We start from the raw sequence: 11859 nt of genomic DNA, 5'->3' as shown, positions 1-11859 counted from the left end.
CGTCGATCGCGTCGGTGACGGTCCACGTGGCCGTCGCCGACGCGAAGGTCGCTCACGGCGTGAGGGCCTCGATGATGTGGGCCGCGGGCGCCTCACGGGCGGCGCGCCAGCCGGCCCCGGCCCACAGGGAGACCCCGTCGAGGTCGCCCTCGCGGGCCGAGTGGGCTCGCAGGGGTTTCGTGAGCTGGTCGACGACAGGGTAGACCGCGGGTGCGTACGCGTCGTACCGCTCGACGAACCCGTTGCGCAGCCCACGCGCCGGCCGGCCGGAGAAGGCGCGGGTGACGCACGAGCTCAGTCGCGGGTCGGAGAGCCCCATGCGGTGCGCCGCGCTCGTGCCGGCCTCGTCGGCGAGCAGGAACGCCGTGCCGGCCTGCACGGCGGTGGCTCCGGAGGCCAGGGCGCGGCGCGTGTCACCCGCGGTGGTGATGCCACCGGCGGCGATGAGCGGCACGGGCAGGTCGGTGAGCAGCGGAAGCAGCGCGAGGTGGTCGAGCTGGTTCGGCGTGTCGGCCACGCGGTGGGTGCCGCGATGGCCCCCGGCCTCGCAGCCCTGGACGACGAGCGCGTCCGCGCCCGCGTCGACCGAGCCGACGGCCTCCTCACGGGTGGTCACCGTGACGACGACGCTGATGCCCGCGAGATGCAGGCGGTCGACGACGTCGGGCTGGGGGCATCCGAACGTGAACGACACGACGGGAACCCGCGCCGCCTCGACCACGTCGAGCTTGCTCTCGTAATGGTCGGTGTCGTGCCAGTCGGGCACCGGCAGCGCGATTCCGAGCGCTGCGGCCTCCTGCGTGAGCATCTCGCGGAACGCCGCGACCGCGACCCGGTCGGCACGATCCCGGCCCTGCGCGTCGGAGACCCCCGTCGCGGCCGTGTCGGAATCGACCCGTTCGGGGGCGCAGGAGGCGGGGGCGGGAACGAAGAGGTTGACCCCGAAGGGAGCCTCCGAGCGGCTGCGCACCTCGGCGATCTGACCGACCAGGTCCTGCGGTGACCGATACCCGGCGGCGAGCATCCCGAGTGCTCCGGCCTCCCCGGCTGCCACGACCAGATCCACGCTCGAGGGCCCGCCCGCCATCGGAGCGACCACGACGGGGCGTCCGGTACGGGGCAGGTCGACCGTTGTTCCGGGCATGGCCCCACTCTGCCAGAGGCCACCGACGGCGATGCGCGACCGAGGCGGGCGGGCGCGTCGGCCGTCGGTACGCCACCGCAGGTCAGGGACGCCTCAGGGGTGTCTCAGGGCCGCACCCGATGGCCCGCGAGGGTGCTCCGAAGGGATGCTCGAGATGTACCGGCGGGAACCCCCGTCCGATGCACCCGCACCCACTCGAACCGGAGGACACCATGAACTCGATCCACACCAGCCTCGCTCGCGCCGGCTTCGTCCGGGCGACCCAGGGGCGCGTCATCGGCGGCGTCTGCGCCGGCCTGGCCCGCAAGTACGGCGTCGACGCGTGGGCCGTGCGCGCGATCCTCGTTCTCACGCTCGTGCTCCTCCCCGGCAGCCAGGTGCTGCTCTACCCCGTGGGATGGCTGCTCATGCCGACCGAGGAGCAGGCGGCGCGCCTCACCGGCCCCACGTTCCCCACGTCCGCCGGTCCACAGGATTCCGTGGCCTGACGACCGCTCTGTGAGCCGCTCGGCGACGATCCGGGCGACGAGACGCCACCATGGAGCCATGACGACCTTTCGCATCGCGCTCATCCCGGGAGACGGCATCGGCACGGAGGTGATCCCGGCCGCCTGCGAGGTGCTCGACGTCGTCGGGGCCGCGAACGGCCTCGACTTCGCCTACACCGAGTTCGACTGGTCGTGCGAGCGCTACGCCCGCGAGGGCGCGATGATGCCGGCCGACGGCATCGAGCAACTGCGGCCGCACGACGCAATCTTCCTCGGAGCGGTCGGCTACCCCGGGGTGCCCGATCACGTCTCGCTGTGGGGGCTGCTCATCCCGATCCGGCGGGAATTCGACCAGTACGTCAACCTGCGCCCGATCCGCGTGTTCGACGGCGTCGGGGGGCCGCTGCGTGATGCGAGCGGCACCGACCTCGTCATCGTCCGCGAGAACTCCGAGGGCGAGTACAGCGAGGCCGGCGGCCGCTTCTTTCGCGGTACGCCGAACGAGTTCGCCCTCCAGGAGTCGGTGTTCACGCGCCGCGGCGTCACGCGGATCGTCGACTACGCCCTCGACCTCGCCGAGGAGCGTGGACGCAACCTCACGGCGGCGACCAAGAGCAACGGGATCATCCACACGATGCCGTTCTGGGATCAGATCGTCGAGGAGCGGTGTGCCGAGCGCCCGTCGGTGACGTGGGACTCCGAGCACATCGACGCCCTCGCCGCCAAGATCGTGCTCGACCCGCGGCGCTACGACGTCATCGTCGCGAGCAACCTCTTCGGCGACATCCTCTCCGACCTCGCCGCGGGCGTCGCGGGTTCGATCGGCATCGCGCCATGCGGCAACATCAACCCCGAGCGCGAGCACCCCTCGATGTTCGAGCCGGTGCACGGGTCGGCGCCCGACATCGCGGGCCAGGGCATCGCGAACCCGCTCGGCGCGATCTGGACGGCCGCGCTCATGCTCGAGCACCTCGACCACGACGAGGCCGCCGACCAGATCATGCAGGCCATGGCGTCGCTGCTCGCCGGCGACGGGCCCAAGACCCCCGACCTGGGCGGAACGGCGACGACGGCGGAGGTCACCCGGGCGCTCATCGATCTGCTCTGAGCAGGAGCGACCCCCGTAGGCCGCGTGCGAGCTCGGCGGCGAGGACGTGCGCGGCGAAGCAGGGGACATCGGCGCGTGGTCGGTGGGTGAGGCACGCTGGGCCGGTGAGTGATTCCGCGCCCGACCCCGATGCCCCGCAGGGGCCGTCACGTGGGGCCGGGCTGCTCCGGTGGGTGATCGTGCTTGCGTCTGCCGTCGCCGCCTCGGTGCTGCTTGCTCTGGTGGGAGCGCCGTCGCCGGTGCTGTTCGGAGCTCTGCTCGGGTCGTTGCTCGTGGCGATCTCCCCGCTCGAGCCGCCGGTGTTCCCGATGTGGGCGTCGAGGCTGGGTCAGGGGCTGCTCGGAGTCTCGACCGGTGCAGCGATCGATCCGCAGACCCTCGCGGGGTTCACCGCACACGCCGGGCCGGTCGTCGTCAGCGTCGTCTCGACGATCGTCGTGAGCATCGTGCTGGGTCAGATCCTCCGGCTCCGGGGGGTGAGCCCGGCCACCGCCACGTTCTCGTTCATCGCCGGCGGCGCGTCGGGTGTGACGTCGGTGGCCGGTGAGCTCGGCGCCGACGATCGCGTCGTCGCCGTCGTGCAGTACCTGCGCGTCCTCGTCATCCTCGTCGGGATGCCGGTCGTCGCCGCGCTCGTCTTCGGAGCCGAGATCGGCGGCGCCACGCGGACCTCCCTGACCGGCTCGCTCGTCGGGTCGGCCGACCTCCCCTGGCCGCAACTCGTCTTCACCGCGATCTGCCTCGTCGTGGGTCTGCCGCTCGCGCACGTCGTGCGGATCCCGGCCGGCAGCCTGCTCGCACCGCTCGCGGTGGCCGCGATCCTCGCGGTGACGGGGTGGGCGACCCCGTGGCTCGGGCCCGACGCCGTCCACCTGCCGGGGCCGCTCGAGGCCGCGGCGTTCGCGATCATCGGCCTGCAGGTGGGGCTGCGGTTCACCCGAGCGAGCCTGCGGCAGGTGGCGCGGCTGTTGCCGCTCGCGATCTTCGTCATCCTCCTGCTCATCGCCGTCTCGGCCGGGATCGGCATGGTGCTCGCCGACGCGATGGGCCTCACCCCGCTCGACGGATACCTGGCGACGACCCCGGGCGGGCTGTACGCGGTGCTGCTCACCGCCTCGATGGCGGGTGGGGACGTGACGTTCGTGCTCGCGGTGCAGGTCGTCCGGCTCGTCCTCGTACTCGCGGCGGCGCCGCTGCTCGCCGGCTTCTACCGCCGCCGGCCGGAGCGACGGTGAGCTCAGGCCGTGCGGCGCAGGACCGCGACGAGGAAGTCCGACCCGTCGGTGAAGGGCCGCAGATCCCAGCTCGACAACCGCAGGTCGGCGAGGAGACCGGCGCCCTCGACGTCGTCGAAGAACGTGTCGAACGCGTAGCCGCGGCCGGCGCCGAACCCGACGACCGCGCGGCCTCCGGGGGCGAGGTGGTCGCCGAACCGCCGCAGGATGTCACGCTGGGTGCCCGGCGCCGCGAACGTCACGACGTTGCCGGCGCAGACGATCGCATCGAACCCGGCGTCGATACCCGCGGCCGGCAGGTCGAGCTCGGCCAGGTCACCCTGCCGCCACGTCGCGGCGGGGAACTGACGCTCGGCCTCGGCGACTAGGGCCGGGTCGACGTCGACGCCGACGACCGTGTGCCCGCACGCGGCGAGGTACCCGCCGAGGCGACCCTGGCCGCACCCGGCGTCGAGGATGCGCGCGCCTCGCGGCACCATCGCGTCGATCGTGCGGCCCTCACCCACGATGTCGTCGCCGTTCTCCCGCATGGTGCGCCACCGCTGGATGTACCAGGCGGAGTGTCCCGGGTTCTCCTCGATGCGTTCTTCCCAGAACGTGCGCCGGCGGGTCATCGGGCCTCCTCGAACTCGGGTGTCGTCGCCCACCGTAGCCGCCGCCGCGGCTGCGGATTCAGTGGGATCAGCGGGATCCGTGACGGGCGAGGCGCTCGGTGACGGCCGACTGCGGAGGTCCGAGCACCGGGTCGCGGCGGGAGAGCACGTCGACGACGGCCTTGACCGCGGCGAACCTCTCGCGCGTCGCGCCCTCGGCCCAGACCGGCGGGGCGTAGTCACGCATCGTCTGGTCGCCCACCGCGACGGCGTCGAGGCCGACGGCCCGGCAGACGGCCAGCGCGCGGGGCAGATGATAGGCCTGGCTGACGAGCGTCACCTCGGTCACCCCGAAGACACGCCGTGCGCGGACGCACGAGTCGTACGTGTCGCGACCGGAGTCGTCGAGCACGATGCGGTCGGGATCGACGCCACGCTGCTCGACGAGGTAGCGCTGCATCGTCGTCGACTCCCGGCGGGCCTCGGCGCGGTCGTCCCCCGAGACGAGCAACAGGTCGACCTTGCCACGACGCAACAGGTCGGCGGCGACGTCGAGACGCGCGGCGAGGAACGGCGTCGGCCGGCCGTCCGGCTGCACCCCCGCGCCGAGCACGAGCGCCACCGGCCGGTAGGGCGCCTCGGCGGCCGTGGTGACCCGATCGTGCGCGCCCAGGTGCACCCACAGGTTGCTACCGACGAGCGCCACCGCGAGCAGGGCCGCACCCGCGGCGCCGGCGGCGAGGACGCGTCGCCGCCCGCGGCTGGGCCGGATCAGCATCGGCGCCCCCGCGGTGCGCGCATCGGAACCCGGCCCGCCGCCGGTCACCACGACACCCTCAGAGCGTCGTGCCGTCGGCCACCGTGCGTGGCTCGCCGGCATCGTCGAGCGTGGCCTCGCCATCGACGATCACGCCGGCACCGAAGGTCCAGTCACCCTCGACCGACAGCGAACGCGCCCGCCGCAGCGACGGAGCTCCGTGGGGGAACCGCTCGTCGAAGTCGCCGATCTTCTTGTAGTACGTGGGGTCGAGGCTCACCGAGGGAGTCGCGTCGGGAACGAGTTCGAGGCGGCCGTCACCGGCCACGTCGTACGCGTCGGAACGCAGCAGCAGCAGCTCGTTCGTGGTCTTGACGGGGAGGAACCGGCTGCGCGGCACGCAGATGGCCTGCGCCCCCTCGAACACCTCGACGGCCGCCCCCATCGCCGACTCGATCTGGAAGACCTCGGGGGAATCCGGGTTCTTGGGATCGACCGTCTTGACGTTGCGGATGAGCGGCAGCCGCAGCACCCCGTGCCGTTCGCGCAACACCTCGGCGAGCTTCTCGAGGTCGAACCACAGGTTGTTCGTGTGGAAGTAGGGGTGCCGGTGCTCGTCGGTGAAGTAGTCCATCTCCTCCGGCGCGGTCTGCGCGGTCTCGCGGAGGATGAGCTGACCGTCGCTGACGCGCACCGCGAGGTGACCGCCCTTGCGGTCCATCGGAGTACGCAGGCACACCTCGGCCGCGTACGGCGCTCCGGAGCTCGCGAACCACCCGGCGAGGCGGGCGTCGGGCCCGGCGCCGAGGTTGTCGGAGTTGCTCACGGTGGCGTACCGGAAGCCCGCCTCGATGAGGGCGTCGAGCACCCCGCTGCCGAGCAGCGAGGGGTAGAGGTCGCCGTGCCCCGGCGGGCACCACTCGAGGTGGGGGTTCTCCGGCCACTCGACCGCCGTGAGGTCGTCGGTGCGCAGCTTGGGCTCGCGACTCTGCAGGAAGTCCAGCGGCAGACCCTCGACCGGGAGCTCGGGGTGTGCCCGCAGCGCCTCGAGCGTGTCGGCCTGCGTGTTGAAGCTGTTCATGAGCAGCAGCGGCAACCGCACCCCGTACTGCGCGCGGGCAGCGAGGACCTGCTCGACGATGAGGTCGAGAAAGCTCTTGCCGTCGCGCACCGGAAGCAACGACTTGGCCTTGGCCATGCCCATCGAGGTGCCCAGGCCGCCGTTGAGCTTGATGACGACCGTCTTCGACAACGCCTCGCGCGCCGTCTCGTCGTCGATCTCGATGCTCTCGAGCATCGCCGGTTGCGTCATGGGACGGATGTCGTCCTCGCGGATGAGGCCGGTGGCACCGGCCTCGAGTTCGCGGTAGTAGTGACCGAAGACGTCGATCGCGGTCTGTCCGACCCCGGCCTGCGCCATCTTCTCCTGTGCGTGCTGGAGGGCCTCGTCGCTCATGGCTCGATCGTAGTGGTGGGCACCGACACCGACCCGCTCGACGGGTGAACGGGACTCACTCCGTTCCTCGCGCGACGTTGGCCGCGGTCTCGTCGCGGTACTCCTGGGCGAGTCGCTCGGCCCGCTCGCGGATCTCCGGCAGGCGCCGGCGCAGGTCGACACCCGGGCACGACGTCGGGGTGTTGCCCACCTGGTAGTGGCCGGGGACGACGGGGGCGGTCCGGGAGTTGACGCGCATCGTGTCGCCGACGTCGAACCCGTAGCGCACCGACGTCCATGCGACGACGTCGACGATGGCGCGCACGCCGGCGGCGCTCGCCTTACGCGCCGAGGTGTCACCGATGTAGGAGACGCCCAGGTAGGTCTGGTTGACGCCGCTCGCGTGGGCGCCGCGGTGCGGCAGGCCGATGCCACCCCAGCGTCCCTCCCAGACCCGCCCGTAGCGGTCGACGAGCACGTTGTAGCCGATGTCGCTCCAGCCCCGGTCGCGGGTGTGGAAGCGTTGGATGCCGCGCAGGATCGCCGGCACCTGGGAGCGGGTGTAGTTGTTGGTGCCGGCGGTGTGGTGCACGACGATGCCGCGCGGGACGACGATGTCGAGCTGGTGCGCGGCGTCGGTCTCGGTGGCGCGCCACACCTCGCGCTTGGCGGGCATCCTGCGGGGGCCGGGGAGGCCCTGCGGCGCCGCGGGCAGGGAGGCGGCGCGCGCACCGCGAACACCGGGCACACCGAGCGTCGGCGACGCCGAGACGAGCCCGCCGCGTGAGGCCGTGATCGCGGGGAGGGGTGCGGCGACCGCGCCGTTCACCGGGGCGGCGGCAGGCGCGGCGCCCGACGTCGCCGCCGGGGTGGCCGCCTGGGTGGTGCCGGGGTCGGCCGGGTCGATGACGCTGAGACGCGCGTCGCTCACCGGGGTGTCGGCCACGAGGCGGGCCTGGACGTGGGTGGCGCCGGTGATCGTCACGGGCGCGGAGCCGGCCCGCGTGGGGGCGGAGGGACTCGCGCAGTCGTCGCAGGTCTCGACGTCGACGCTCTTCCAGGCACTCCAGACGCCGGCACGCTTCTCGCGGTAGGAGAGTCGGATGCCGGAGCCGGTGCCCTCGGCCCAGGTGGCGCCGATGACGGCGAGGCCCGTCGGTACGGCCACGACCCCGGTGTCGAGGCTCTGGGCTCTGCCGGCGCGGGCGATGGTCGCGCCCACGGCACCCGGCCGGCCGGTCAGCGAGGCCGTGACGGGCCGGAACGCGACGCGCCGATCCGTGTTCCCGGCCGCTGTGGTTGCCGCGGTGGTGGCCGTGGCGGTTGCCGTGGTGGTGGCTGCTGCGGCGACTGCGGGCTGGGGTGTGGAGACCGTGGGAGCCGCCGTCGCGGCGGTCGGAGGGGCGGTGAACAGGGCGGAGCCGGCGAGGAGGGCACAGCCGACGGCGACACGACGCATGAGGACGACCTTCACGAGGGGCGGGCACGAACCCGCCACGGCCGAACGGGAGATCCGGTCGTGGCGGCGCCCCACATCATGTCGGACGTGTCCCGCATCCGACGCCATATCGCCGTCAGAAGGTGAACTCTTCACGCACTGGTCACCGAGCCGTGGGGCTCCATGACGATCAGAAGGGCTGTCGGAGACCTGGGATAGCGTGCGAAGCCGTGAGCACATCCATGGTCGAGGCGCACGATCTGCGCAAGACGTACGGCGACTTCGAGGCCGTCCGCGGCATCGACGTCGAGGTTCGTGAGGGAGAGGTCTTCGGCTTCCTCGGCCCCAACGGCGCGGGCAAGTCGACGACGATGCGCATGATCGCCACCGTGTCTCCGCCGACCGGCGGCACACTCCGGGTGCTCGGGCTCGACCCGGTCACCGACGGGTCGCGCATCCGCGCCCGGCTGGGCGTGTGCCCGCAGGAGGACACGCTCGACCTCGAGCTCTCGGTTCGCGAGAACCTCACCGTGTACGGCCGGTTCTTCGGCATGAGCCGGGCCGACGTGCGGGCCCGCGCCGACGAGCTGCTGGAGTTCGTCAGGCTCACCGACAAGGCGGCCGCCAAGGTCGACGATCTCTCCGGTGGCATGAAGCGGCGACTCACCATCGCCCGGTCGCTCGTCAACCGGCCCGACCTGCTCATCCTCGACGAACCCACCACCGGTCTGGACCCCCAGGCGCGACACACCCTGTGGGACCAGCTCTACCGGCTCAAGCACGCCGGGGTCACCCAGATCCTCACCACCCACTACATGGACGAGGCCGAGCAGCTCTGCGACCGGTTGGTCGTCATGCACGACGGGGTCATCTCGGCGCTCGGCAGTCCGGCGGAGCTCATCGCCCGGTACTCCACTCGCGAGGTCGCCGAGCTGAGATTCGGCGTCGTCGACCACGGCGAGTACGAACACCAGGTCGCGGGGTGCGCCGAGCGCGTCGAGGTGCTGCCCGACCGCCTCCTCCTCTACGCCGACTCGGGCGAGGACGCGGTCGCCGCCGTGCACGCGCGGGGGCTCGCGCCGGGGCAGGTGCTCGTGCGCCGCTCCACGCTCGAGGACGTCTTCCTGCGCCTCACCGGCCGAACGCTGGTCGACTGATGTCCTCGCCCACGTCCTCTCCCGCCTCCGCGCGACCTCGCGACGCGGCGCCGGGGCGTCTCACGCTCGTGCTCCGGCAGGCCGACTATCACTGGACGCGTCTGCGACGTACGTGGAAGGGCTCGATCGTCACCGCGCTCGTCAATCCGCTGCTCTACGTGCTCGCCATGGGCCTCGTCCTCGGTCGGAACATCGACCAGGCGGGTACCGGGCCGGCCGGGGCACCGTCCTATCTGCACTTCATCGCTCCCGGCCTGCTCGCCGGGCAGGCGATGACGCTCGCGATCGGCGACTCGACGTACCCGATCTACGGCGCCATCAAGTGGGACAAGACGTACATCGCCATGCTCGCCACGCCGCTGCGGGTCGGCGATCTCGTCACCGCCCAGCTCGCCGCGATCCTCGCGCGAGTCGCATTGTCGTGTGCGGTGTTCATGCTCGTCCTCGCACCGTTCGGGGTGTACGCGAGCCTGCCGGGTGCCCTGGCGGCGTTCGTCGTGCAGTTGCTCATCGCGCTCGCGTTCGCCGCTCCGGTGTGTGCGTTCGCGATGTGGACCAGGAGCGACGCCGCGTTCGCCGTGATCTTTCGCGTCGTGCTCATCCCGCTCTACCTGTTCTCGGGCGCGTTCTTTCCCACCTCCAACCTCGGGCCGGCGCTCGAACGCCTCGTCACCCTGAGCCCGCTCTGGCACGGCGTCGAGCTCACGCGCGCGCTCATGCTCGGCACACCCCTGCCGATCGCCGCGGTGCTGCTGCACGTCGGTGTGCTGGTCGGGCTCACCGTGCTCGGCTGGTGGCTGTGCGTCCGCATCCTCGCGAACAGGCTGCTCGCATGATGGCCTGGCAGCTCGTCCTGCGACACCTACGGGTGTACCGCCGCAGTTGGTTCGTGTTCGTCACGGGCTTTCTCGAGCCGGTGTTCTACCTGTTCTCCATCGGGGTCGGCGTGGGCGCGATGATCCGAGGGTTCGACGTCGGCGGAGTGCTCGTGCCGTACGCGGCGTTCGTCGCACCGGCGATGCTCGCCACCTCGGCGATGAACGGCGCGGTCATGGACTCGACCTTCAACATCTTTCATCGCCTCAAGTACGCCAAGCTCTACGACGCGCTTCTCGTCACGCCGATGACCACTCGCGACGTCGCGATCGGCGAGGTCACCTGGGCGTTGCTGCGAGGCGGCATCTACGCGGCCGGGTTCCTGCTGCTCATGGTCGCGATGGGGCTCGTGCACTCGTGGACGGCGGTGTTCGCGCTCCCCGCGTGCCTGCTCATCGGGCTGGCCTTCGCCGGCATGGGCATGTGGCTGACCACGTTCATGCGCTCCTGGCAGGACTTCGAGTTCGTCACGCTCGCGCTCATGCCGATGACGTTGTTCAGCGGCACGTTCTTTCCGATCACCGGGTTCCCGCCGCTCGTGCGGTGGATCGTCGAGGCCACGCCGCTGTACCGCGGCGTCGTGCTGTGCCGTGAGCTCACGACCGGGCTCGTCACCGCCGCCTCGGGAGTCTCGGTGATCTACCTCGTCACGATGGGTGTCGCCGGCATGCTGCTGGCCCGCCGTCGCCTCGACCGTCTGCTGCTGCACTGAGCGAAGAGACGCGACACTGCGACCGGGTGATGCGGGGGCTGGCTTTGACGTCGCGGTGCGGCTGGGGCGGGGGTGTGTTCGCGACGCCTACCATCCGCACTCCTCGCCTAGCGGCTCGGAGTGCTACCGCCAGGCCCAGCCAGTCGTCGCGAACACACCCCCGCCCCAGCCTTGCCGGTCGGTTCCGCGCGAAGCCTGCCGGCTCTGCGGCACGTCGGCGGGCGGAGGCGCGCCTCGCTGCCGACGCCGCGTGTCCGTCCGTTCGGCGTGTGTTGCGCTCGCCGGCCGGCTCCCTGGCCCGCGAATCGTCCTCGTGCCCCGGTCGCTGGGCGGGAACGGCCGTCTGTGAGGCCGTGCGACGATGAGCGCCATGCTCGTCCGCCGCGAACGTCCCGCCGATCTCGAGGCGATCCGCCGCGTTCACCGGGAGGCGTTCACCGCGCCGGAGCCGGGCGCCGAGCCGGTCGAGGTGGCGTTGCTCGACGGGCTGCGCGCCGACGGATCCCTCATCGAGCCGTGTTGTCTCGTCGCCGAGGTCGAGGGCGAGATCGTCGGACACGTCGCGGTGAGCCTCGGAACGGTCGACGGGGTGCCGCGCCTCGTCGGGCTCGGGCCGATCGGGGTGCTGCCCGAATGGCAGGGCCGGGGGATCGGTAGCGCGCTCATGCACGCGACGCTCGCCGCCGCCGACGCCGCGGACATCGAGGGCGTCGTCCTTCTCGGGCACGAGTCCTACTACCCACGATTCGGGTTCGAGCCGGCCGTGCCGCAGGGCATCATGCCGCCCGACCCCTCCTGGCCCGACGCCAACTTCCTGCTCCGCCCCCTCACGGCGTGGGGCTCACCGCGCGGGCAGTTCCGTTACGCCCCGGCCTTCGAGCGGCTGTGACCGAGCGAACGGATCAGCGTCACGGCG

General features: G+C 71.9%; 12 protein-coding genes. 7 read left to right on the top strand and 5 right to left on the bottom strand.

Annotation, left to right across the window (positions count from 1 at the left end):
• Window positions 1–52 precede the first annotated feature (52 nt).
• On the bottom strand, window positions 53–1144 hold the full coding sequence (locus BN1197_RS03910) for a nitronate monooxygenase (RefSeq protein ID WP_052465959.1): 1092 nt from the start codon (window positions 1142–1144) through the stop codon (window positions 53–55).
• 212 nt (window positions 1145–1356) lie between these two features.
• Between BN1197_RS03910 and BN1197_RS03905 the strand changes: the two genes are divergently transcribed.
• The 3 genes from BN1197_RS03905 (at window position 1357) to BN1197_RS03895 (ending at window position 3975) form a co-directional block, all read left to right on the top strand.
• Window positions 1357–1632, top strand: a complete 276-nt coding sequence (locus BN1197_RS03905) for a PspC domain-containing protein (RefSeq protein WP_040156669.1) — start codon at window positions 1357–1359, stop codon at window positions 1630–1632.
• A gap of 58 nt (window positions 1633–1690) precedes the next feature.
• Window positions 1691–2740 (top strand): tartrate dehydrogenase, encoded by a 1050-nt coding sequence (locus BN1197_RS03900; RefSeq protein ID WP_040156283.1) that lies wholly within the window; start codon window positions 1691–1693, stop codon window positions 2738–2740.
• A 104-nt stretch (window positions 2741–2844) separates the two neighbouring features.
• Window positions 2845–3975: an AbrB family transcriptional regulator gene (locus BN1197_RS03895; protein WP_052465958.1), complete on the top strand. Its 1131-nt coding sequence runs from the start codon at window positions 2845–2847 to the stop codon at window positions 3973–3975.
• Window positions 3976–3977: 2 nt separating this feature from the next.
• Here BN1197_RS03895 and BN1197_RS03890 read toward each other — a convergent pair whose 3' ends face one another.
• From BN1197_RS03890 to BN1197_RS03875, 4 genes are all read right to left on the bottom strand, one after another.
• Window positions 3978–4589: a class I SAM-dependent methyltransferase gene (locus tag BN1197_RS03890; protein ID WP_040156280.1), complete on the bottom strand. Its 612-nt coding sequence runs from the start codon at window positions 4587–4589 to the stop codon at window positions 3978–3980.
• 67 nt (window positions 4590–4656) lie between these two features.
• Window positions 4657–5346 carry a SanA/YdcF family protein gene (locus BN1197_RS03885; protein ID WP_082043625.1) on the bottom strand — a complete coding sequence of 230 codons (690 nt, stop codon included), beginning with the start codon at window positions 5344–5346 and terminating at the stop codon, window positions 4657–4659.
• A gap of 58 nt (window positions 5347–5404) precedes the next feature.
• A complete protein-coding gene (locus BN1197_RS03880) occupies window positions 5405–6781 on the bottom strand; it encodes a UTP--glucose-1-phosphate uridylyltransferase (RefSeq protein ID WP_040156277.1) in 1377 nt (458 codons plus the stop codon).
• 55 nt (window positions 6782–6836) lie between these two features.
• Complete coding sequence (locus tag BN1197_RS03875) at window positions 6837–8219, bottom strand: N-acetylmuramoyl-L-alanine amidase (protein WP_141397200.1); 1383 nt, start codon at window positions 8217–8219, stop codon at window positions 6837–6839.
• 221 nt (window positions 8220–8440) lie between these two features.
• On the opposite strand from BN1197_RS03875, the gene BN1197_RS03870 reads away from it, so the two are divergent.
• The 4 genes from BN1197_RS03870 to BN1197_RS03855 all read left to right on the top strand — a co-directional run bounded on the left by BN1197_RS03870 (window position 8441) and on the right by BN1197_RS03855 (window position 11832).
• Window positions 8441–9355 carry an ABC transporter ATP-binding protein gene (locus BN1197_RS03870; RefSeq protein WP_052465957.1) on the top strand — a complete coding sequence of 305 codons (915 nt, stop codon included), beginning with the start codon at window positions 8441–8443 and terminating at the stop codon, window positions 9353–9355.
• Window positions 9355–10191: an ABC transporter permease gene (locus tag BN1197_RS03865; RefSeq protein ID WP_082043600.1), complete on the top strand. Its 837-nt coding sequence runs from the start codon at window positions 9355–9357 to the stop codon at window positions 10189–10191. Before BN1197_RS03870 ends, BN1197_RS03865 begins: the two co-directional genes overlap by 1 nt.
• Window positions 10188–10943: an ABC transporter permease gene (locus BN1197_RS03860; RefSeq protein ID WP_040156275.1), complete on the top strand. Its 756-nt coding sequence runs from the start codon at window positions 10188–10190 to the stop codon at window positions 10941–10943. The genes BN1197_RS03865 and BN1197_RS03860 overlap by 4 nt, the downstream gene beginning before the upstream one ends.
• 361 nt (window positions 10944–11304) lie before the next feature.
• Entirely contained in the window at window positions 11305–11832 is a 528-nt protein-coding gene (locus BN1197_RS03855; RefSeq protein WP_217991144.1) for a GNAT family N-acetyltransferase, read from the top strand.
• Window positions 11833–11859 lie beyond the last annotated feature (27 nt).

Origin of the sequence: Mobilicoccus massiliensis (genome assembly GCF_000826525.2) — a bacterium.
GTDB classification, from domain to species: Bacteria; Actinomycetota; Actinomycetes; order Actinomycetales; family Dermatophilaceae; genus Mobilicoccus; species Mobilicoccus massiliensis.
The sequence above is the reverse complement of the archived record's forward strand: the minus strand, read 5'-3'. Positions and strand labels throughout refer to the sequence as shown.